This window comes from Burkholderia metallica (genome assembly GCF_001718555.1).
Classification (GTDB): domain Bacteria; phylum Pseudomonadota; class Gammaproteobacteria; order Burkholderiales; family Burkholderiaceae; genus Burkholderia; species Burkholderia metallica.
Genome location: NZ_CP013401.1, coordinates 422,273 through 445,355 on the forward strand (window position 1 = coordinate 422,273; position 23,083 = coordinate 445,355).

Sequence of the window (23,083 nt, forward strand, 5' to 3'; positions counted from 1 at the left end):
CCTCAAGGCAACGAAATCGTCAAATTAGCCGACTCCGGCCCGACCTTGACCACCTGCGAATAAGGCGCCAGCGCCTGCAGCGTCTTGTCCTTCAGATACGTATTGAGCCCGAGATACCCGAGCAGCGCCACCAGCGCGAACACCGCGCCAATCGCCCAAACCGGCACCTCCCGCTTCAACCGATGCGCGATCTGATCCGGCAGCGGCCAATGCGGCGCGAACGGTGCGCGCTTGCCCTTCATATGCGCGATCTCGTCGCCCAGCCGCGCGGTCAGATAAGCGAGCTTCTCCGGTCCCTCGAGCAGGTATTTCCCGCGGAACCCGAGCAGCAGGCACATATGAAATACCTCGAGCGACTGCAGCCGTGCCGCTCCTTGCGCCCGGCAATCCTCGAGATACTGAAAAAACTTCTCGCCCGCCAACTGCTCGCCGAACAACACGAGCTGCAGCGGCCGACGTTCCCAGTCGGTCCGGATCTTGAACTGTGACGACAGCACCATCTCGTCGACGGCCGCGCAGAACGCGAACTTCGCGCCGTACACATCCTCGGCCGCGATGTTCAGCTTCTTCGCGCCGCGCTCGAAGTCCGACAGGAATTCCTGGATCCGCGTGCTGAACTCGCCCGCGCTCTCCGGCTCCCGCCCGTTCTTGAGCAGGAACAGCATGAAGAACCCGTCGTACAGCAGGTCGAGCAGCGAACGGGCCTGGAACGAGGCATCCGTCGACGCCGGGGTATGCAGGGGCGGCGGCGCGTTGTCGCCGAACAGGGAAGGCGCGTAGCTCATGATGTGACCGCGATCAGTTCGAATTTCAGGTCATTGATGCCAGTCGGCGCATAGATCATCGCGGACTGGGCCTGCAGCATGCGCTCGTACAGCGGGCTGCGCGAATCGAGCGCGAAATAGCAGGCGCCCGGGCGCACCGGAATCGCGGGCGGCACCTGCGGCGTGTACGAGAGCCGCACGCCGGGCATCGCCGACAGCACGAGCTTGTCGACGTCGTCGGGGGCGCCGACCTTGAAGCGGGCCGGCACCGCATCGACGAGCTCGACGCTCGGCATGTCCGCGGACACCGCGAGGTAGAACTCGGTCTTGTCGTCGATCTTCCCGGAGTCGAGGCGGCCGAGGTGGAACGACGGGCGCACCTCGTCGAGCGTGATCGCGAAGTAGCGCGTCGAGATCACGGTGTCGAGCAGCTCGCGCAGCATCAGGTCGAGGCGCGCGAAGCTCGGGCCCGGATCGTCGTGCCGGTACACCGGCAGGTCGGCGAGCGTATAGCCCTTCGAGAACGTCATCAACTGGCCCGCGAGGCGCAGCAGTTCCTGGAACAGCCGCTCCGGATGCAGCGCCGAATGCTGGTGCAGGTGCGCGAGTGTCGCGAACGCGGCGTTCGCGGTGTGCAGCAGCCAGAACGACGCGATGTCGCCCGAGCGGAACTCGATGATGTTCTTCGACGGCTCGCGGTGAAAGCCGTACAGCGCGTTCACCTTCGCCTGCAGCGCGTCGACGAGCTGGCGCAGCCGCTGGTGCAGGATCGGCGACGCGTCGATCGCGAGGCAGGGCGGCACGAAGCTGTCGTCGATCTCGAAACCGGACGTCGCGGTGCGGCGCACGCGCACGAGCGGCACCGACAGCAGCTGATCGCGCGGTTCGCTGTGCGCGATCAGCTTGACCTGCGTCTTCAGGAACGTGATGTCGGCCTCGGCCGCGTCGGTGAAGTTGTCGGCGACGCTCGTCTGCTCGCTGACGAAACGCGTCATGAAGCCGGCGGCCGGATCGTCGCTGTAGTTGGTGCCGTTCTCGCGCAACGGGTGCAGCGCGAGATAGAACACGAATTCGTTGATGCCGTCAGGCAGCGTATCCAGCGCGATCGGCGGCGGCAGGTCGTCGGCCTGCGGCGCCGCATACAGCGCGCCATCCGGGAACACGAGCGCGAGCTCGGCAACCCGCAGCACGTTGCTGCCGAGCGCATCGCGGTCGATGCGCACGGAGCGCACGCCCCAGTTGTACGGCTGGATCGCCTGGATCGATTCGAACAGGCGCGCTTCGTGGTAAGCGTCCTGTCGCTGAAAGTGTTGAGGCCGGAGGAACAGCCCTTCCCCCCACAGCACCTTGGCCGAATAACTCATGTCAAATCCGGTGAATGTGGCGTTGCGATGTAATCGATTTGTTCGTGCCCGAATTAAATCGCCAATTGTTAACTCTTGTTAATTGACATTCGTGCGTCATGTTTAACCGCAGGACACCGAAGACAGCATATTCAGCGGTTGCGAAGGCGCACCCTGTTGCGGTGCAATGACAGTGCCGTCGGTGACCGTCATCGCGCAATTATGCAGGCCGATGATTATGCCGGATTTCTCCGACTTTGCCGGATCGAACGTCAGTTTCCATCGTTGCAGTGCGGGATCGCGGAACAGCGCGACGATGCCGAACGCCTGCGCTTCGCGCGAAACCTTTTCGGTGGCCGTATAGCGCTGGCCCGGAATCAGCGTGATTTCACGCACGTTCAGCAGATCCGCGCCCAGTGCGGCTTTTTCCTTGGCCGGATCGGTAAATGCGTCGAACGGCGCCTGCTGGAACGACGTCGGGTCTTTCAGCGCATAGAGGCGCACGACGAGCGCGAGCGGCTTGTTGTCGGTGGCGGCATTCAGGTTCGGCGCCGCGGCGAGCGTGATGCCGAGATTGCGCGGCGGCTTCTGCGCGTCGGGCACCTCGGGCTTGCCGATGCCGGCCGCGGACATCACGGCGCTCGCGGCCGAGCCGAGCAGCGGGGCGGCCGCGCATCCGGCCAGAAGCGCGCAGGCAACCAGCGGCAGCGCGTAGCGAATCATCAGCGATCTCATCGTATTCCCGGCGTGCCGCCTTTTATCCTGTCAAATCTGCCGGGTATTTCCGCTTCGCTGCGCATCCCCGGCATTGCATTGTTCAACTATTAAGCTCGCCAGCGTCGTGGCGGGCGTCCGGAAATTTTTTCCGCATCCGGCCGGCGCGTCGTGCAACCAGTAAAACTTGCCCGTTCCGGCCGAAAGAAAAATCGCTGCGAAGCCGCCGCGAGAGGCCATTGGAGGGGGTAGCGCCCGGTTTTAAAAGGAATTACTCTTCACACGACGATTGAATTATGAAAAATTGATCGGTACTATACCCGCGCGCTTCTTGCAAAGCAAAAGAACCAGATTCTCAACGATTTAAAACTCACGCGCCGGTGGATATAACGATGAAAGACCGTCTCTTCGCAAAACTGTCTGGGGTAGTAGTGGCTTGCGGCGTGATCGCCGGTTGCGCGAGCCAGCCTCCCGCACCGCCGACCGCCGAGGTGTTCAACAAGTCGCTGGCGGATGCGGACGCAGTTGCGAAGGCAGGGGACCAGGACAAGGCGCTTGGCCTGTACCAGCAGCTCGCGAAGTCGGATCCGACGCGCGAGGAGCCGTGGTCGCGCATCGCGCAAATCCAGTTCGCGCAGAATCACTACGGTCAGGCTATCGTTGCTGCACAGGAAGCACTGCAGCGCGATGCGACAGACCGTCAGGCGAAGAGCGTGCTGGCCGTGGCCGGCCTGCGGATCGCGACGCAGTCGCTCGGCGAGCTGCGCCAGGATTCGTCGCTCGCGGGCGACGCGAAGTCCGATGCGCAGGCGCTCGCGAAGCAGCTGCGCGATACGCTGGGTGAATCGGCGCTGTTCCCGCCGGAGCAGAAGGTCGTGAAGCCGCGGCCGCCGCGCCGGGTCGTGCATCGCCCGAAGGCCGGCGCCGCAGCGGCGGCCGAAGCCGCGGCAACGACCACGCCGACGCCGCCCGCCACACCGCAAAAGGGCGGCGCCGACCCGTTCGGCGCACTGCGCAACTGAGCGCAACTGACGCGATAACCACAACTAACCTGGGAGCCGTCGAGATGGCCAAGAAAGAAAGCATTCAGAAAAGCTTGCAGAAAATACGGCCGCCGCGCGTCCAGCTGACCTACGAGGTCGAAAAGGGCGACGCGATCGAGGTGAAGGAGCTGCCGTTCGTCGTCGGGGTCGTCGGCGATCTGGCGGGTCAGTCCGAAATCGAGCAGCCGAAGCTGCGCGACCGCAAATTCGTCAACATCGATCGCGACAATTTCGACGACGTGATGAAGGCGATCGAGCCGCGTGCCGCGTTCCAGGTGGAAAACCGCCTGAGCCCGGAAGGCGGCAAGTTCGCGGTCGACCTGAAGTTCCGTTCGCTGTCGGATTTCAGTCCGGACGAAGTCGTCGAACAGGTCGAGCCGCTGCGCCGCCTGCTCGAAGCGCGCTCGAAGCTCGCCGACCTGCGCAACAAGCTCGCCGGCAACGACAAGCTCGAGGATCTGCTGTCCGAGGTGCTGAAGAACACGCAGCAGCTGCAGGAGCTCGCGAAGGGCACGGGCGGCGACAAAGACGGCGAATGACGACGGAGTGTTGAGATGAACCAGCAAACGGCTGCGGCCCAAGCGAGCGGCGCGGAATACGCCGCCGGGACTTCGCTGCTCGACGACATCGTCGAGAAGAGCAAGGTCGCGAAATCCGATTCCGAGCATGCACGTGCGAAGGACCTGATCGGCGAACTCGTGCACCAGGTGCTCGACGGCACGGTGATCGTGTCGGACAACCTGTCGGCCACGATCGACGCGCGCGTCGCGGAACTCGACCGCCTGATTTCCACGCAGCTTTCGGCCGTGATGCACGCGCCGGAATTCCAGCGCCTCGAGAGCACGTGGCGCGGGATGGACTATCTGGTCAAGGAAAGCAACACCGGCCAGACGATCAAGATCAAGGCGCTGCACGCGCCGAAGCGCGACCTCGTGCGCGATTTCAAGGGCGCGAGCGAGTTCGACCAGAGCGCGCTGTTCAAGAAGGTTTACGAAGAAGAGTTCGGCACGTTCGGCGGATCGCCGTTCGGTGCGCTGATCGGCGATTACGAGATCTCGCGCCAGCCGGAAGACATGTACTTCATCGAGCAGATGTCGCACGTCGCGGCGGCCGCGCACGCGCCGTTCATCGCGTCGGCGTCGCCGGAGCTGCTCGGCCTCGAGTCGTTCTCCGACCTCGGCAAGCCGCGCGATCTCGGCAAGGTGTTCGACACGGTCGAATATGCGAAGTGGAAGTCGTTCCGCGACGCCGAAGATTCGCGCTACGTCGGCCTGACGCTGCCGCGCTTCCTCGGCCGCCTGCCGTTCAATCCGAAGGACGGCCAGACCGCGGAGAACTTCAACTTCGTCGAGGAAGTCGACGGCACCGACCACGACAAGTACCTGTGGTGCAACGCCGCGTGGGCGTTCGCGGCGCGCCTGACGGCCGCGTTCGACGACTTCGGCTGGTGCGCGGCGATCCGCGGCGTCGAAGGCGGCGGCCTGGTCGAAGACCTGCCGACCCACACATTCAAGACCGACGACGGCGAAGTCGCGCTGAAATGCCCGACCGAAATCGCGATCACCGATCGTCGCGAGAAGGAGCTGAGCGATCTCGGCTTCATCCCGCTCGTCCATTGCAAGAACTCAGATTACGCCGCGTTCTTCGCTGCGCAGTCGGTGCAGAAGCCCAAGAAATACAGCACCGACAGCGCGAATGCGAACGCCGTCCTGTCCGCGCAGCTTCAGTACATCTTCTCGGTATCGCGCGTCGCGCACTACTTGAAGGCGATGATGCGCGACAAGATCGGCAGCTTCGCATCGGCGCAGAACGTGGAGACTTTCCTCAACCGGTGGATTTCGCAGTACGTCCTGCTCGACGACAACGCCTCGCAGGAACAGAAAGCGCAATTTCCGCTGCGCGAGGCATCCATACAAGTGTCGGAGATTCCGGGCAAGCCGGGCTCGTATCGTTCGGTCGCGTTCCTGCGCCCGCACTTTCAGCTCGACGAACTCTCGATTTCTCTGCGACTTGTCGCTGATCTGCCCAAACCGGCAAATTCATAAGCGAGTAGATCGCCCGGGCGGGCCGCCTGGGTAGGACGTTAAAACCACCTCTTTGGGGAGTCGAAGGGCCATGTTACATATGCACTTGCAGTTTGGTAGTCCCGCGGTGAAGGGCGAATCCGCGGACAAGGACCACCAGGGCTGGATCGAGCTGAAATCGTGGGATCACTCGATCGTTCAACCGCGTTCGGCAACCGCATCGACCGCTGGCGGTCACACGATGACGCGTTGCGAGCACGGCGACATGATCTTCACGAAGGAAATCGATTCGTCGAGCCCGCTGCTGTACCAACACGCGTCGGGTGGCACCACGTTCGACGAGGTGACGGTCCATTTCTCGCGCGCTGACGGCGAAGGCAAGCGCGTGCAGTATCTGGAAGTCAAGCTCAAGTACGTGATCATCTCGAGCATCGCTCCGAGCGTTCGCGAAGAAGGTCTGCCGCTCGAGACGTTCTCGCTGAAGTACGCAGCCGTGCAGTGGAAGCAAACCCAGCAGAAGATCGGCGGCAACCAGGGCGGCAACACGCAAGGCGCCTGGAGTCTGACGAAGAACGACAAGACCTACGCGGTCTAAGGTCGGTTGCGGCAACGGGGCGCACCAGCGTCCCGTTGCCGTTTTCGCTGTACACACCGGCCGATGAAACGATTCGAACCGAGTTTTCTCGACAAGCTGTTCGACGACGAACCGCACCTGCCAGCCTCGGCAGCGATGCGGCAATTGTCGCTGGACGAGCTCAAGAACACGGTCGCCCGCGACGTCGAGGCGATCCTCAACACCCGTATCGCGCACACCGAGAACGAGCTGGCCACGCTGCCGGAATGCCAGAAGTCGGTGCTGACCTACGGGCTGAACGATTTCGCGGGGCTGAGCCTCGCGAGCCACTACGACCGCGCGTTCATCTGCAAGTCGATCCAGCAGGCCATCGCACGCCACGAGCCGCGCCTGCAGCAGGTGCAGGTGACGTTCGAGCTGAACGAGCAGGCCACCAACGCGCTCTACTTCGCGATCCAGGCGCTGCTCGTCGTGCACCCGGCCGAGGAGCCGGTGAGCTTCGACGCGATGCTGCAACCGTCGACGCTGCAGTATTCGGTCACGCGCGCACGCGCCGCGAGAATGCAGTAAATCATGCCGCCGAGCGGGCCGGACCGCCCGGTGGTGGATCAGGGTCCGGCAGGAAATATTGAGGTTCGGGGTCGTCGATGGAAGAATTGCTGCCGTATTACGAGCGCGAATTATCGTTTTTGCGGCGCTATTCGCGAGATTTCGCCGAACGCTATCCGAAGATCGCGGCGCGGCTCGCGCTGTCCGGCGAGCATTGCGAGGATCCGCACGTCGAGCGGATGATCGAGTCGTTCGCGCTGCTCGGCGCGCGCATCAACAAAAAGCTCGACGACGATTACCCCGAATTCACCGAAGCGCTGCTGGAAGTGCTGTATCCGCACTACCTGCGGCCGTTCCCGTCGTGCTCGATCGCGCAGTTCACGCCGGCGTCGCCCGGCCAGCAGACCGAACCGGTCGTGATCGATCGCGGCACGGAGCTGAAGAGTCGCCCGATCCGCGGCGTGCAGTGCCGGTTCCGCACCGCGTACGACGTGACGCTCGCGCCGATCCGCATCTCGGAAGCGCGCTACACGCCGGTCGCGCTCGCGCCGAGCGCGACGGTGCTGCCGTCGAACGCGACGGGCGTGATCTCGATCACTTTCGAATCGCTGGCTGCGCAGCTCGATCTCGGCGCACTGAAGCTGCCGACGCTGCGCGCGCACCTGCACGGCGAGCAGTCGTTCGTCGCCGCGCTGACCGACTGCCTGTTCGTCAACGTGCTCGGTGCGTATGTCGAGCCTGAACGCAACGGCCGCTGGACCGCGCTGCGCAAGCTGCCGATCGCGCACGCCGGCTTCGACGAGGACGACGCGCTGATCGACTACCCGGCCAAGTCGCATCCCGCGTATCGCCTGCTCACCGAATACTTCGCGTTCCCCGACAAGTTCGATTTCGTCGATTTCGACATCGCGGCGATCGCGCGCGCGTCCGGTCGCTGCCAGCGCGCGACGCTGCACCTCGTGCTGCAGGACGTGCGCAGCGATTCGCACGTCGCGCGGCTGCTCGAACTGCTGGCGGCGAGCCATTTCCGGCTGTTCTGCACGCCGATCGTCAACCTGTTCCGGCAGCACGGCGAGCCGATCCGCATCACGCACCGCGCGGTGTCCTACCCGGTGATCGCCGAGGCGCGGCGCGCGTTCGCGTACGAGGTGTACTCGATCGACTCGGTGAAGCTCGTCCGGCAGCAGGCGCACGAGGAATCGGTGATCGAGTTCCGGCCGTTCTATTCGCTGCATCACGGCGAATCCGCGCGGATCGGCCATTACTGGTTCGCGCGCCGCAACGACTGGGTCGCGCAGAAGAGCCCCGGCTATGAAACCGAGATCTCGATCGTCGACATCGACTTCGAGCCGACCTCGCCGCAAACCGACACGCTGAGCCTCGACCTCACCTGCACGAACCGCGACCTGCCGTCGATGCTCGCGTTCGGCCTCGAAGGCGGCGATCTGTTCCAGGAAGGCGGCGCGCAGACGAGCGGCATTTCGCTGCTGCGACGCCCGACGCAGAGCGTGCGTTTCGAGCGCGGCCGCGCCGCGCACTGGCGGCTCGTGTCGCACCTCGCGCTCAATCACGTGTCGCTGGTCGCGCACGGTCTGGCGCCGCTGAAGGAAATGCTGACGCTGTACGACCTGCGGCGCACCGCCGTGTCGATGCGCCAGATCGACGGCCTCGTCGGCGTCGAGCAGCGCGGCGCCGTGCAGTGGCTGCCCGGCAAGCCGTTCGCGACCTTCGTGCGCGGCATCGAGATCCGGCTGACGATCGACGAGGAGCACTTCGTCGGCGCGAGCCTCGCGTCGTTCGTGCGCGTGCTCGACAGCTTCTTCGGGCTGTACGTGCACCTCAACAGTTTCGTTCAACTAGTCGTCGTGTCGAAGCGCACCGGCGAGGAGATCATCCGATGCAAGCCCCGGACCGGCGAATCGATCCTGGCGTAGTCGACGCGCTGCTCGACGAGCCGCACCGCTTCGAGTTCTTCCAGGCCGTGCGCGTGCTCGAAGGGCTGTTCGCGCGGCAGGCGTCGGATGCGCCCGGCGCGTGGCGGCAGGGCGACGTCGTCGCGCGGCACATCGCATTCCGCAACACGCTGTCGCTCGGCTTTCCGCCGAGCGAGATCGAAGGCGCGCGCTCGTTCGACGACGACGGCACGCAGCTCGACACGGGCGATGCGCGCGGCGCCGCGCTCGCGGCCGGCGAGCTCGGCCACGTCGAGCTGACGCCCGCGTTCTTCGGGCTGCTCGGCGGCCAGGGCGCGCTGCCGCTGCATTACACCGAGCAGATTGTCGCGCGCGAGCACCTGAAGCGCGACCATGCGGCACGCGCGTTCTTCGACGTGTTCTCGAACCGCGCGACCGCGCTGTTCTATGCGGCGTGGAAGAAATACCGGCTGCCGTTCCATTACGAGCTCGACCGCGACGAGCGCTACCTGCCGCTGTTGCTCGCGATCGCGGGCGTGCCGAGCGACGAGGTGCGCGACAGCCTCGCGGCCGGCGCGGGCGGCGTGCTCGACGAGGCGATTGCCGGTTATGCGCTCGCCGCGCGGCACCGGCCGATGTCGGCCGCGTACCTGCAGCGCACGCTGTCCGACTATTTCCGCGTCCCGGTGAAGATCGACCAGTTCGTCGGCAAGTGGTACGACGTGCCGCCCGACCAGCTGAGCGTGCTCGGCGAAGTCAACGCGGTGCTCGGCGCGACCGCGCTCGTCGGCGAACGCGTGTGGCAGCGCGACATGCGCGCGCGGATCGTCGTCGGGCCGCTGTCCAAGCGCGACTACGAGGCGTTCCTGCCCGGCGGTGCGCACGCGATCGCGCTCGAGCGGATGCTGACGCTGCTCGCCGGCGTTACGCTCGAATACGAGGTGAAGCTCGTGCTCAAGCGCACCGAGGTTGGCGCGAGCGTGCTCGGCGCGGGCTCGCGGCTCGGCTGGGACGCGTTCCTGTGTACGCGGGATGCGCACGAGGATCGCTCGGACGCTCGCTACGAACTGCATGTGATTCACTGATTCCGAACGACAACAAACACGCAATCGAACCTGAGATCGACGCCATGAGCACGCCTCTGAAGACCCTGATCACGAAACTGAACCCGCTGTGCCGGCACGCGACCGAGCGCGCGGCAAGCGCGTGCCTGGCGCGCGGCCACTACGAGGTCGATCTGGAGCACCTGTTCCTCGCGCTGCTCGACGAAGCGACGGGCGACCTGCCGCTCGCACTGCGCGCGAGCCGCGTCGATCCGCATGCGCTGCGCGCGGATCTCGAGCGCGAACTCACGCGCCTGAAGACGGGCAACACGCGCACGCCGGTGTTCTCCGTGCATCTGATCGCGCTGTTCGAACAGGCGTGGCTGATCGCATCCCTCGACTCGCAGCTCGGCCGCATTCGCTCGGGGCACCTGCTGCTCGCGCTGCTGACCGCGCCCGATCTCGCGCAGTTCGCGCAGCGGATGTCGTCGCGGTTCGCGGAAATGAACGTGACGGACCTGAAGCACAAGTTCGACGAGATCATGGCCGGGTCGAGCGAGGCCGAGCCGCGCCAGGCGGACGAAGACGGCAGCGATGTCGCGCAGGCCGCCGACGGCGGCGCGCCCGCGGCCGGCCCGTCGAAGACGCCGGCGCTCGACACGTACACGACCAACCTCACGCAGCGCGCGCGCGACGGCAAGATCGACCCGGTGATCGGCCGCGAAGCCGAGATCCGCCAGGCGATCGACATCCTGATGCGCCGCCGCCAGAACAACCCGATCATGACCGGCGAGGCCGGCGTCGGCAAAACGGCGGTGGTCGAGGGTCTCGCGCTGCGGATCGCGGCCGACGACGTGCCGCCGCCGCTGCGTGGCGTCGCGCTACACGTGCTCGACATGGGGCTGCTGCAGGCCGGCGCGAGCGTGAAGGGCGAGTTCGAGAACCGCCTGAAGAGCGTGATCGACGAGGTGAAGAAGAGCGCGCATCCGATCATTCTGTTCATCGACGAGGCGCACACGATCATCGGCGCGGGCGGCCAGGCCGGCCAGAACGACGCGGCGAACCTGCTGAAGCCGGCGCTCGCGCGCGGCGAGCTACGCACGATCGCCGCGACGACGTGGAGCGAATACAAGAAATACTTCGAGAAGGATGCGGCGCTCGCGCGGCGCTTCCAGGTCGTGAAGGTCGAGGAGCCGAGCGAGCCGCTCGCGGCCGCGATGCTGCGCGGGATGTCGGGCCTGATGGAGAAGCACTTCAACGTGCGCATTCTCGACGACGCGATCACCGAGGCCGTGCGCCTGTCGCATCGCTACATCAGCGGCCGTCAGCTGCCGGACAAGGCGATCAGCGTGCTCGACACCGCGTGCGCGAAGGTCGCGCTCGCGCACAGCGCGACGCCGGCGGCGATCGACGACACGAAGAAGCGCATCGAGCGGATCGACGCGGAAATCGCGTCGCTGGAGCGCGAAGCGGCCGGCGGCGCATCGCACGACGAGCGGCTCGGCGAACTGCGCGGCGCGCGCGACACGGCGCTTGAACAGCTCGCGAAGGATGAAGCGCGCTACGAGTCCGAGCGCGCGATCGTCGCCGAGATCACCGCCTTGCGCGAAGCGCTCGACAACGCACGGGGCCCGTCGGAAGACGGCCAGCCGGTCGACGTGCAGGCCACGCGCGAGCAACTGGCCGAACGCGTGGCGGCGCTGCACGCGCTGCAGGGCGGCGAGCCGATGGTGCCGCTGCAGGTCGACGGCCACGTGGTGGCCGAGATCGTCGCCGCGTGGACGGGCATTCCGCTCGGCCGGATGGTGAAGGACGAGATCGACACCGTGCTGAACCTGCAGCCGCTGCTCGCCGCGCGCGTGATCGGCCAGGACCACGCGCTCGACGCGATCGCGCAGCGCGTGCGCACGGCGACCGCGAACCTCGAGGATCCGAACAAGCCGCGCGGCGTGTTCATGTTCGTCGGGCCGTCGGGCGTCGGCAAGACCGAGACCGCGCTCGCGCTGGCCGACATCCTGTACGGCGGCGAGCGCAAGATGGTCACGATCAACATGAGCGAGTACCAGGAGGCGCACAGCGTGTCGGGCCTGAAGGGTTCGCCGCCGGGCTACGTCGGCTACGGCGAAGGCGGCGTGCTGACGGAAGCCGTGCGCCGCAATCCGTATTCGGTGGTGCTGCTCGACGAGGTCGAGAAGGCGCACCCGGACGTGCTCGAGATGTTCTTCCAGGTGTTCGACAAGGGCGCGATGGACGACGCGGAAGGGCGCGAAATCGACTTCCGCAACACGCTGATCATCCTGACGTCGAACGTCGGTTCCGCCGCGGTGATGCAGGCGTGCCTGAACAAGCCGGCCGAGGAGCTGCCCGATCCGGACGCGCTCGCCGAGACGCTGCGTCCGCAGCTGTACAAGACGTTCAAGCCCGCGTTCCTCGGGCGGATGAAGGTCGTGCCGTACTACCCGATTTCCGACGACGTGCTGGCCGAGATCATCGAGCTGAAGCTCGAACGCATCCGCCGGCGCATCGAGACGAACCACAAGGCCGCGTTCGAATGGGACGAGTCGCTCGTCGAGGCGGTGCTCGCGCGCTGCACCGAAGTCGATTCGGGCGCCCGCAACGTCGACCATATCCTCAACGGCACGCTGCTGCCGGAGATCGCGGGCCACGTGCTCGGCCGGATCGCCGACGGCGCGGCCATCGCGCGCATCGCGGTGCGCGCGGACGAGGCCGGCGAATTCGCGTACACCGTCGAATGAGCACGGCCGTGCAACACACGCATTGGATGAACTGACCGAACCATGCCGATCAATCTCCCCGAGCTGCTGACGCCGATCAGCGACGCGTCGCCCAGCGGCGACGACCTGCTGTTCTCGAACGAATTCGACGCGATCCAGGACGCGCGGCGCTACGACGATCCGACGCTCGACCAGGGCGAATGGGTGACCGAGATCAAGGAGGCCGACTGGGGCTTCGTCGTCGACCATGCGGGCGAACTGCTGCGCACGCGCACGAAGGACCTGCGGCTCGCCGTATGGCTGACCGAGGCGCTCGCGCTCGAGGACGGCATCACCGGCCTCACCGAAGGCTATGCGCTGCTCGAGGGCCTGTGCCGCGACTTCTGGGACACCGTGCACCCGCTGCCCGAGGACGACGACACCGAGCACCGGCTCGGCAACGTCGCGTGGCTGTCCGGCCGCACGGCCGAGCTGCTGCGCGCGGTGCCGATGACGGACGGCGCGTCGAACGCGTTCAGCACGCTCGACTGGGAAGTCGCGCAGCACGTCGCGCAATCGATCAAACGCGACCCCGAACACGCGGACGATATCGCGCGCGGCAAGCCGTCGATCGAGCAGATCGATTCGTCGCGGCGCGTGACGTCGATCGCGTTCTACACGACGTTGCTCGCGAACCTGAAGGCGTTCGAATTCGCGCTCGATGCATTCGAGGAACGGCTCGTCGAACGCGCGGGCGATTCGGCACCGAGCTTCCGGCAGGCGCGCGACGCGTTCGAGACCGTTTACCGGCTCGCCGAGCGCTTTGCGCGCGAGCAGGGGTATACGGGCAGCGCGCCGCACGCGCAGTCGGCGCCGCAGGCGCAGCCCGAGCGCATCGAGCCGGTGTTCGGCAACCCGATTCAGACCGAGGAGACTTATGTGCAGCCGCAGCCCGTTCCGCGCGCCCCGGTGCCGCAGATGATCGCCGGCATCCAGAACCGTGCGCAGGCCGTCGACCAGTTGCGCGCGGTCGCGCGTTACTTCCGCCAGACCGAGCCGCACAGCCCGGTCGCGTATCTCGCCGACAAGGCCGCCGAATGGGCCGACATGCCGCTGCACAAGTGGCTCGAGAGCGTCGTGAAGGACGACGGCTCGCTGTCGCATATCCGCGAGCTGCTGGGGGTGAGGCCCGACGAGCAGTCGTGAGCGACGATGCCGCGGCGACGCGCGTGACGCGTGCCTGGGCTCCGTCGTGCAGTGAGAGAACGGCTTTTTCCTGAGAGCGCGGGCCCCGGCGGGTTCGCGGCCAACAAGAAGATGGGTGACGCATGAACGTGACCGAACTGGCGCAGGCGATTCGCGGTGGCTTGATTCAGCAGGACCGCCTGCTGAAGACGGACATCCCGTCGTTGCCGAACAACGCGCTCGTCCCGCGCCGGGCCGTGACCCGTTCAGAACTGGGTCGCGATTTCAGCGTGACGCTCGATCTCGTGTCCACCGCGAGCGACGTCGAACTCAAGACGCTGATCGCGCAGCCGATGACGCTGTGGATCCAGCAGGCGGACCGGTCGTATCGCCCGATCAACGGCTATGTCCACACGGCGCGCAGGCTCGGCGCGGACGGCAGCCTGTCGAGCTACCAGCTCACCTTTGCATCGTGGATGCACTTCCTCAAGTTCCGCAGCGACATGCGGTACTGGCAGGATCAGAGCGTCGACGCGATCCTCGCCGACGTGTTCGACGCGCATCCACAGGCCAAGGGCCGATATCAGTTCGCGCTGTCGAAGCCGCTGCCGTCGCGCTCGTACTGCCGCCAGAGCGAAACCGACTGGAACTTCGTGCATCGCCTGATGGAGGACGAAGGGCTGTTCGGCTTCTGGCGGCACGCCGACGACGGCAAAGCGCATACGCTCGTCATTACCGACGATCTGCATGCGGTCGACGAGCTGGCACCGAAGGCCGTCGGCTTCGATCATGCGGGAGCGGGCACGGAAACGGCCGGCTTTACGCAATGGACTGCGTTGAGGACCCTGCAGAGCACGCTTCACACGACGCGCACGTTCGACTACAAGTCGCCGTCGTCCGCGGGCAATCCGAACGGCACGACGCTGCCGACCAAGGCCGGGCAGGGCGATCTGCCCGATCAGGCGGAAATCTACGAATACACGGGCGCCTATACGTATCCGGGCCAGGATCGTGGCGAACATCTGTCGAAGATCCGCCTCGAGGAATGGGAGTCGCGCGCGAAGCGTTTCTTCGGCGTGGGCGGCGTGCGCGGAATCGATGCCGGCCGGCGTTTCACGCTGGCGGATCATCCGCAGCACGACCGCGATCCGGAGGGCGATCGCGAGTTCGCGGCGATCGGCGTGACGCGCTACATCGAGAACAACTTGCCGCTGTCGGACCACGAGGCGCACTTCCCGCACAGCCTGCAGGAGCGGCTCGCGCAGGCCAAGGCCGGACACGGTGCAGCGGCGGCGTTCGAGGTCGGACATGACGACGGCTCGGCCGGGTTCTATCTCGTCGAGGTCGAGGCACAGCGCGCGAGCGTGCCGTATCGCAGCCCGTTCGAGCACAAGAAGCCCGTGATGCAGCTCGAGACGGCCGTCGTCGTCGGGCCGAAGGGCGAAGAGGTGTATACGGACGAGCTGAACCGGATCAAGGTCAGGTTCGTCTGGGACCGGCAGAACGAAGGCACCGAAACCGCGTCGTGCTGGATGCGTGTCGTGCAGTCGGATACCGGCGGCGGCTACGGCGCCGTCCATATTCCTCGGGTCGGCGAAGAAGTGCTGATCGGTTATATCGGCGGCGACTGCGACCGGCCGATCGTCATGCATCGCGTCTACAACGGGGCCGCCAAGCCGCAATGGCATAGCGACGGCATCCTGTCGGGATTTCGCTCGAAGGAGTATGCGGGCGGCGGTCACAACGAAATGGTGCTCGACGATGCGACGGGCCAGAACCGCGCGCGCCTGTTCAGCAGCAGCGCGAATTCGCTGCTCCATCTCGGCTACCTGATCGAGCAGAACGGCAACACGCGGGGCGCGTATCTCGGTTCGGGGTTCGACTTGCGCACGGATGCGTATGGCGCGGTGCGGGCCGGGCAGGGGCTGTATGTCACGACGCATTCGAAGCAGGCGAACAGTCAGCCGCTCGACGTGAGCGAAGCGCGGGGGCAACTCACGGATGCAGACGGGCTGCTCGAATCGATGTCGCAGGCCAGTGAAATGCATCAGGCCGAAAGCCTCGGCCCCGGTCACGATGCGTTGAAGCAGTTTGCCGATGCCACGAAGAACAGCATGGCGGGGGCGTCGTCGGGCGGCAGGACCGCGGGTGGCGGGACCGGCAGCGCGAATGCGTTCAAGGAGCCGGTGATGCTGTTTGCGAGCCCGTCGGGGATCGGGATGGCGTCGCAGCAGAGCGCGCACGTGGCGGCGGACCGGCATGTGAACCTTGTCAGCGGTCAAAGCACGCATCTCGCGAGCGGCAAATCGCTGGTGGCGAGCGTCAAGGAGAAACTCAGCCTGTTCGTGCAGAACGCGGGGATGAAGCTCTTTGCTGGCAAGGGGGCGGTCGAGATACAGGCCCACAGCGATAACGTCGAGATGATTGCGCAGAAGGCGATCAAGGTGTTGTCGGCGACGGCATCGGTCGAAGGCGTCGCGAAACAGGAGATCCTGCTGACGGCGGGCGGAGCATATATCCGGATCAAGGATGGCAATATCGAGATTCACGCGCCGGGCCAGATCGACGTTAAGGGCGGGCAGCATGCCTTCAGCGGGCCGACGAGCATGCACAAGACGTTCAAGACGGAGGGCCGCAAGGCGGACATGCGGATTCGCTATGTCGACGCCGACGGCAACGTGCCGCACGGTGAGCCGATTAAGTTCGCGACCGAGGACGGGACCGAACATAGCGTCACGCTCGACGCGGAAGGCCGGGCGGAATTGAAGAACATCGATTTTGACGAGTTCGTGGCCAGCCAGGTCAAACGGACGGGAGAATGAAATGGGCAGGCCACTTGTTCAGCATAATGTCTGTATTGATTTGCCGGGGGAGCCGATCAGTTGCTGGGCCGAATCGGATGTTACGGTGTTGCTGCGCAAGCATCGTGACGTCATATTTGAAATTAATGTCAGGAAAGATGCGACTTACACGATTGAGGCCGATAAAGACTGGTTTTATGACGTCGGCGTGAAGAAGCGTGTGCAGAAAGGGCAATTCCACGACGGGCAGCGGTATCATATTTGGGTGAGTCGTGATTTTAAAGGGAGCCTGCTGCTGAAATCGAATGGAAAATTGGTGCACAGTTATTCTCTGATCGATTTCGATACGCTTGGCGGGAATTCTGATCCGAAGGTAAAGCCGGAGCCGATAATCATCGCTATTGGCGGATTTCATGGCGCAAGTTTAGATGGTCCGCGCGCACCATCTGGCATCAATAATGTATTTGCCAACCCTGCTCCGTTGGTCTGTCGTAATACTGACGGAAACCTGCCGGGCAATGCCTGGTGGGGGCAGTTGACACCTTTGAATTTCAAATATGGAGAAGTGGCGCCGGAGTTTTTGTTTCCTCCCTCTGGGTCGTTGGCTCAGCAGAATGTCGACGAAAGCCTGATTGTCCACATCTTTGAGGTGACGCTTGAACGGGCGCCAGCGGAAGTTTGGCGATTGGCTCAGGAGGGAGGGCCGCCGACGGCACTTAAAATTGATGAGAAAGAAAAGGTCATGACGCGAAATTGGATCATCAGTCAATTTGCCGGGGGGTTGGCTTATGCGAAGGATAATTGGTCGGATTTGCGTGAGTTGTTTAATAGGAAATTCGTATTCATGTCCGTGAGGCATCCGAAACTCGGGATCAAGTATTATTTGGCGTTCAAGGGAAATAGTGCGTTGAGGAAAATGATAACGGAGACCTCCTATAAATTAAAAAGCACAAAAATAATGGCAATCACGGCCGGAGCGGTCGAGGGTATCGCAGAAACTGCAAGTGCGTCGGCGCAGGCCTGGAAGGGAGCATTCAAAGGGGCCGGGGGCATTGCTTTCGTGTTGACAATTGGGCTGGATGTGGCTGAGTGGTATCACGATTATGAACAAGTAGACGCAAACGGACATCGAGGGAGAGGTTTGGCTGATCTCGTTGCCAAGGTTGGGATTGATATTGTTGCCGCAGGGGTCGCATCCATACTTGGTGCGGTTGCCTATTATCTGATTACGACCGCACTCACTGCGGTGGGCGTTGTGATAGGTGGCTGGCTTGTAGGCGCGGTTGCAGTTATCGTGGTTGGCGTGTCTGCATTTTTCTTTTATGTCCTTGGTGTTGCCGATAATCACTATTCCTATACTCAGAAGGCGGCCAAGTTTGTTCGGAAGGCGGCGAAGTATCTGGAGGAGAATTATCCGAAGGATTATAATGGCTACCCAATGATTGTGACATATTGAGATGATGGAAGAGCGAGAGTTGTCGGGTCGATTTGACGCACTTTTCAAGGTAAATCTGGGGTTTGGTTTATTTTTGATTGGGTGTGCCTACATCCTTGGATTGCCGATTTTTTCCGGGGATCAAGTACCATTTCACTGGTCTATTGCATGGGTTCTGATTTCTGTTGTTGGGCAAATCGTTGCGTGGCGCGCGGATAATGGGCGAGGGCGATTGGTCCTGTATGGGGTGTTTAGTAGCATTGTGTTGTGTTCCGCGTATTTTTTTGTTGCAGGCATTTCGTGGGTTTTTTATTTTGCGTCTACCTCGATGTCGTCAATAATTCGTCTTGTTTGCATTATTGTTGCGATATTTGGAACTTTGCTGTGGATGGCTCTAATTGGCCGTCAGGTGTCCGCGGCTCTCGATAAACCGGAATTCATTTCGCAGGCATTCAAGGACGTGGGCGGCGAGATTGAGTACCGGCTATCGGGAATGCAACAGGTAGGTGCATATATGGAGACCCGTGGCCTGGTTAAGCGGATTGGTCTGGGACTTGTGTTGCTGGCTGCCCCGGGCGTCTTTTTGGTCGCCAGGATCGTGACGCCCTTTCCGTCCTCGCAGGATTTGCTTCTGTTCGTGGCATTGATCTTGTGCCCCTGCTCTCAGCTTCTCATGGGCATCATCGTAAAAGTGTACTTGCTGCTAATTCGCTTGCCGCTCAAACTGGAGCGGCTCCACGGGAAGTCGGTCATCTTGGTGGACGAATGAGGGGTGGGGTACGGCACGTCGCATCGTTGCCGGATACCCCGCAATGCCGGGAGAATTCGTGGAAAATGCTTTCGCTCGGGGCGAAGCCGTGGAACCTGTTTCGGTACATAGTCCTGACGATGCAGAGAAACGCCGCAGAACCCGGATTGACGATCATCCGTTGGCCGCCAAAATCGGTTTGGTTATTGGATTAATTCCGATAATTATATATTGGCATGCATTCAACGGATTTTGGTCGTCTAGGTTGCCCTGGATCATTGCCTTGGTGCTGGAGATCGGGTGTCCGCTGTTTTTGTATGCGCATTACTTTCTGAATCGGCGATCCAGGCGATTGATTTGGGCGGGGGTTGCAGTGTGTGTTGGGTTTATCCCGACGTGGATGCTGCTCGGGTCATACTGGTTGTTTTATTTTTGTTTTGCACCGATGCCAATTGCAATTCGTGCGATCGCACTTTTGATGTGTCTTGCGGTTGCTGCAACCTGGGCCTGGTTGTCGTGGGCCGCTTTTGCTCGGGAAAATGATCGGCTTGGATTGCTTGGGCAGCTCTTCAGGGGCGAAGGCGATTGTATTGTGTATCCGGACGAGTCTGATTCCATTGTTGGAAAACTGGACGGGCCAGGAAAATCGATCGCAGTCCCATATTGGCTGGTTTCGGTGGTCGGTCCGATTCTTATCGGGTATTCCATGCTGTCAGCCCGGATTTTTGAAGGGAGTGGTGGGCCGCATGGGATGTTTATTATCTTGTCGGCGATAGGTCTTCCTATTACTTGCTGGCTCCTGACGAAGTTCTTTGTGAGATTTGCTTATTTTCATATTTATCTCGCTATCAGGCTGGAGCGGAAAACAGGGAAGAGGGTCATTCTTGGCTCATGAACGTCGATCGCCTGAAACCGAGGTCTGCTATCGCGATCGGCGGCTGGAGGAAATCGTGTGGCGCAACGATGCGCCGGCGATCGAAGGCGTGATGCCGGTGGGCGATGCGCCGGACGAGCGTCGATGCGGCGCTGGCTTCGATCGACGATGCGACCTGGGATGCGATTCGCGACGCGCACGAGCGCGCGTTGCTGGAGGCGCATAGTGACGTGGCGTAGGTCCGGGTGGGCGGTGGGCCTGCTTGCGGTGGCCGCGAGTTTGAGCGCGTGCGGCAAGTCGGAACCGACCTACAGCGGGATTTCGGTCATGGGCCGGAACTATCTGCCGTACAACATGAACGGTTTCACCATTATCGACGCATACGGCAACCAGGCAAGCGGTGGCGGAGACGATCCGCCGGGCGCAGGTGGCGGCAGCGTCGCGTGTTGCTACACGCTCAAGGGCACCGAATTTACGGTCAAGTGGAAGTACTACGACGCAGATCGATGGACGATGGACGACTCGCATGCGCAGCAAGTCGAGACCAAGGTCGTGATGCCGTCGTCGGCTGTTCCCGAGAAAGTCGGCAACCGGATTCTCGAAGTTCATTTCTATCCGGATCGTCACGTCGAGTTTCAATTCCCCGGCCAACTGCTGGACGAATCGCGCATTCCGGTCGTGGATGTTTCCCGATGGATGGCGGCGCACTATCAGGAGCAACTGGCCAAGAAATTCGACGACACGGACGGGCAATCGCATCGGCGAATCGCGCGCGCGGTTGCGGCAGCATGGCTGAAATACCGACTGACCGACCCGAATGATCTCGAGCAATACGCGTATTACGACTTGCTCGTGAACAGCCGGTTCGATACGCATCCCGAGATTCAGCGCGTCTTGCAGGCGGCTGGCGGCAAGCCGGGTACGTTCGCGAAGTCGATGCAGTCTCTACCGAAGAGCGTGCTGTTGGGGCTGACAAGCGATAACTTCGAGCCGGTGACTGTCCCGGCCATTCCGGATGGATTGTTGCCATCGCCGCGTGCAGAGGATGCGCTGCGTGTGGGTACGTCTCCGACGCGATTTGCGATGTAGATGAGCAGGGTGGATGAAACGTGGACGTTGGCGCGAGATGGATGCGCGACGACGAACGGATGTGCGGCGCACTCGGTGGCCTGTGTCGTTGATGACATTTGAATGATTGAGGCGGGGCTACGCCTGCATAGCATGCCGTGAGCGATTCAGAAGGAAAAACATCAATGACTGGAGCAATGGGATTGTCGAGTCTGATGAGTCGCGCACTGGCGGGATGTCTGCTCGTGGTGGCGATGACGGCATGCGGTAAGTCGGAGCCGACGTATACCGGGATCTCGGTTATCGCGCACAACTATCTTCCGTACAACCTGGACGGATTTACGATTACCGACGCTTACGGTAACAAAGCGGGCGGAGGCAATAGTTTGCCCGGAGGCGGAGGCGGGGTGACGTGCTGCTACAAGCTCAAAGGCGCTGATTTCACGGTCGCATGGAACTATGTCGACGTCGATCAGTGGCACAACGGTAACGAGGAGACGCTGCACGCCGAGGCAAAGGTGACGATGCCGCAGGCGCAGGTTCCGGAGACGGTTGGCGATCGAATCCTTGAAGTGCACTTCTATCCGGATCGTCACATCGAGTTCCAGTTTCCGGGTGCGCTGATGGATGAGTCACGTATCCCGATGGTCGATGTATCACGCTGGATGGCGAGTCATTACCAGGCGCAATTGAACAAGCGTTACGACGAGCGCGAGGATCAGCAGTACCGTCGCATCGCCCGCGTCGTCGCTGCTGCGTGGCTCAAATACCGGCTCACCGATATCGATGATCTCGAGCAATACGCGTATTTCGAGCTGCTCGTTAATAGCAGATTCGACGCTCATCCGTCGGTACAGCAGATCCTGAAAGCGACCAGCGGCAAGCCCGGCACGTTCGCGAAGTCGATGCAGTCTTTGCCGAAGAGCGTGTTGTCCGCGTTGTCGGATGATGCGTTCGAAGCGGTGGCCGTACCGGCGATATCCGAGGGTTTGTTGCCACCGCGGCGTACGGAGAATGCGGGGCGTGGATGATCGAATCGGGCACGTCTCGGATGCGAATTGCGATGTAGACAGACGGGCTTGATGGAACGTGAGCGTCGGCGCGAAATGGATACGCGACGACGGAAACAGATGCGTCGCACCCGGTGACCTATGTCGCCGAGGACATTCGGATGATTGGGGCCGGTCTATGCCTGCATGGGTGCCGCGCGCGATTCAGAAGGGAAACATCAATAGGTAAAGCAATGAGATTTTCGAGTCTGATGGGCCGCGTTTTGGCTGGGTGTCTGCTCGTGACGGCCATGACCGCATGCGGAAAGTCGGATCCGACCTATAGCGGGATTTCGATCATTGGCCGAAATTATCTGCCGTACAACATGAGTGGCTTCACGATCGCAGACACGTTCGGAAATACGGCGAGCGGAGGGGGAGACGACCCGCCGGGCGCAGGAGGGGGGAGCGTCAAATGTTGTTACAAGCTCAAGGGCACGGAATTTATCGTCAAGTGGAATTACTACGATGTCGACCAATGGCACAAAGGGAGCAAGCAAATGTTCCATGCAGAGACGAAGGTGTCGATGCCGCAGTCCAAGGTGCCCGACGATGCGGGTGCCCGGATTCTCGAAGTGCATTTCTTTCCGGACCGGCATGTCGAGTTCCAGTTTCCTGGCGAGATGCTCGATGACGCGCGTTTGCCGATTGTCGATGTCGTGAAATGGATGAAGCGGTATCAGGTGCAACTGGACAAGCGATACGACGAACGCGAGGACCAGCAGTTTCGTCGAATCGCCCGTGTCGTCGCGTTGGCGTGGTTGAAATACCGTCTGACCGACCGTGACGACCTGGAACAGTACACGTACCTCAATCTGCTCTTGAACAACCGATTCGATACGTACCCTGAAGCTCAGCGCGTTTTGCGGACTGCCGCCGGGCAACCCGGAACTTTCGCGAAGTGGGCGCAGTCACTGCCGAATAGTGTTCGCTCGGAGTTGACGAGCGGGAAATTCAAGCCGGTGGTCGCACCGACGATCGCCGACGGCTTGCTGCCGCGACCGCGTGTAGAGGAGAGACCGTATGGCTGAGAGAATCAAGCTGATCTCGACGACAAGGAGAGTTCGCGATATTCGAATATTTGTCGCTTGAAGGGGACGGCGCAACGCCCCCAATTCATTGAGCGGCTATGCATGGATGATGCAGCGCTCGCCTGACTGCCTATCGCGGACGAGCGTGCCTGAACGGTAGCTGCCCTATTCGATGTCTGAGTCAACGGATAGGAAGACCTTCACGTATAAG

At 62.6% G+C, this 23,083-nt stretch carries 19 protein-coding genes; 16 read left to right on the forward strand and 3 right to left on the reverse strand.

The window, feature by feature from the left end; genetic code table 11:
• Positions 1-2 precede the first annotated feature (2 nt).
• The 3 genes from icmH to tssJ all read right to left on the reverse strand — a co-directional run bounded on the left by icmH (position 3) and on the right by tssJ (position 2,842).
• Positions 3-785: a type IVB secretion system protein IcmH/DotU gene (gene icmH, locus WJ16_RS01935; protein ID WP_069255601.1), complete on the reverse strand. Its 783-nt coding sequence runs from the start codon at positions 783-785 to the stop codon at positions 3-5.
• Positions 782-2,128 carry a type VI secretion system baseplate subunit TssK gene (tssK, locus tag WJ16_RS01940; RefSeq protein ID WP_069255602.1) on the reverse strand — a complete coding sequence of 449 codons (1,347 nt, stop codon included), beginning with the start codon at positions 2,126-2,128 and terminating at the stop codon, positions 782-784. The genes icmH and tssK overlap by 4 nt, the downstream gene beginning before the upstream one ends.
• A 102-nt stretch (positions 2,129-2,230) precedes the next feature.
• The gene (tssJ, locus tag WJ16_RS01945; RefSeq protein ID WP_069255603.1) at positions 2,231-2,842 is read right to left on the reverse strand and encodes a type VI secretion system lipoprotein TssJ; all 612 of its coding nucleotides are present in this window, start codon (positions 2,840-2,842) and stop codon (positions 2,231-2,233) included.
• A gap of 371 nt (positions 2,843-3,213) precedes the next feature.
• Between tssJ and WJ16_RS01950 the strand changes: the two genes are divergently transcribed.
• The 16 genes from WJ16_RS01950 (at position 3,214) to WJ16_RS02020 (ending at position 22,872) form a co-directional block, all read left to right on the forward strand.
• Complete coding sequence (locus tag WJ16_RS01950; RefSeq protein ID WP_069255604.1) at positions 3,214-3,843, forward strand: tetratricopeptide repeat protein; 630 nt, start codon at positions 3,214-3,216, stop codon at positions 3,841-3,843.
• A 44-nt stretch (positions 3,844-3,887) separates the two neighbouring features.
• Positions 3,888-4,403: a type VI secretion system contractile sheath small subunit gene (gene tssB / locus WJ16_RS01955; RefSeq protein ID WP_006484395.1), complete on the forward strand. Its 516-nt coding sequence runs from the start codon at positions 3,888-3,890 to the stop codon at positions 4,401-4,403.
• Positions 4,404-4,418: 15 nt separating this feature from the next.
• A complete protein-coding gene (gene tssC, locus WJ16_RS01960; protein WP_059499710.1) occupies positions 4,419-5,909 on the forward strand; it encodes a type VI secretion system contractile sheath large subunit in 1,491 nt (496 codons plus the stop codon).
• Positions 5,910-5,979: 70 nt separating this feature from the next.
• A complete protein-coding gene (locus tag WJ16_RS01965) occupies positions 5,980-6,483 on the forward strand; it encodes an Hcp family type VI secretion system effector (RefSeq protein ID WP_006477093.1) in 504 nt (167 codons plus the stop codon).
• Positions 6,484-6,546: 63 nt separating this feature from the next.
• Positions 6,547-7,032, forward strand: a complete 486-nt coding sequence (tssE, locus tag WJ16_RS01970) for a type VI secretion system baseplate subunit TssE (protein ID WP_021161818.1) — start codon at positions 6,547-6,549, stop codon at positions 7,030-7,032.
• Positions 7,033-7,109: 77 nt separating this feature from the next.
• Complete coding sequence (gene tssF, locus WJ16_RS01975) at positions 7,110-8,945, forward strand: type VI secretion system baseplate subunit TssF (protein WP_069255605.1); 1,836 nt, start codon at positions 7,110-7,112, stop codon at positions 8,943-8,945.
• Complete coding sequence (gene tssG, locus WJ16_RS01980) at positions 8,909-10,009, forward strand: type VI secretion system baseplate subunit TssG (RefSeq protein WP_069255606.1); 1,101 nt, start codon at positions 8,909-8,911, stop codon at positions 10,007-10,009. Before tssF ends, tssG begins: the two co-directional genes overlap by 37 nt.
• 44 nt (positions 10,010-10,053) lie before the next feature.
• The gene (gene tssH / locus WJ16_RS01985) at positions 10,054-12,723 is read left to right on the forward strand and encodes a type VI secretion system ATPase TssH (protein ID WP_069255607.1); all 2,670 of its coding nucleotides are present in this window, start codon (positions 10,054-10,056) and stop codon (positions 12,721-12,723) included.
• A gap of 42 nt (positions 12,724-12,765) precedes the next feature.
• A complete protein-coding gene (tssA, locus tag WJ16_RS01990; RefSeq protein ID WP_069255608.1) occupies positions 12,766-13,887 on the forward strand; it encodes a type VI secretion system protein TssA in 1,122 nt (373 codons plus the stop codon).
• A 122-nt stretch (positions 13,888-14,009) separates the two neighbouring features.
• On the forward strand, positions 14,010-16,688 hold the full coding sequence (locus WJ16_RS01995) for a type VI secretion system Vgr family protein (RefSeq protein ID WP_069255609.1): 2,679 nt from the start codon (positions 14,010-14,012) through the stop codon (positions 16,686-16,688).
• Position 16,689: 1 nt separating this feature from the next.
• Positions 16,690-18,123 (forward strand): hypothetical protein, encoded by a 1,434-nt coding sequence (locus WJ16_RS34595; protein ID WP_157126708.1) that lies wholly within the window; start codon positions 16,690-16,692, stop codon positions 18,121-18,123.
• A gap of 1 nt (position 18,124) precedes the next feature.
• On the forward strand, positions 18,125-18,871 hold the full coding sequence (locus WJ16_RS34600; protein ID WP_157126709.1) for a hypothetical protein: 747 nt from the start codon (positions 18,125-18,127) through the stop codon (positions 18,869-18,871).
• A 43-nt stretch (positions 18,872-18,914) separates the two neighbouring features.
• On the forward strand, positions 18,915-19,745 hold the full coding sequence (locus WJ16_RS32710; RefSeq protein WP_076605855.1) for a hypothetical protein: 831 nt from the start codon (positions 18,915-18,917) through the stop codon (positions 19,743-19,745).
• Between the two features lie 204 nt (positions 19,746-19,949).
• On the forward strand, positions 19,950-20,813 hold the full coding sequence (locus tag WJ16_RS02010; protein ID WP_069255612.1) for a DUF3304 domain-containing protein: 864 nt from the start codon (positions 19,950-19,952) through the stop codon (positions 20,811-20,813).
• Positions 20,814-20,989: 176 nt separating this feature from the next.
• Entirely contained in the window at positions 20,990-21,823 is an 834-nt protein-coding gene (locus tag WJ16_RS02015; RefSeq protein ID WP_069255613.1) for a DUF3304 domain-containing protein, read from the forward strand.
• A gap of 212 nt (positions 21,824-22,035) precedes the next feature.
• Complete coding sequence (locus WJ16_RS02020; RefSeq protein WP_069255614.1) at positions 22,036-22,872, forward strand: DUF3304 domain-containing protein; 837 nt, start codon at positions 22,036-22,038, stop codon at positions 22,870-22,872.
• Positions 22,873-23,083: the final 211 nt, after the last annotated feature.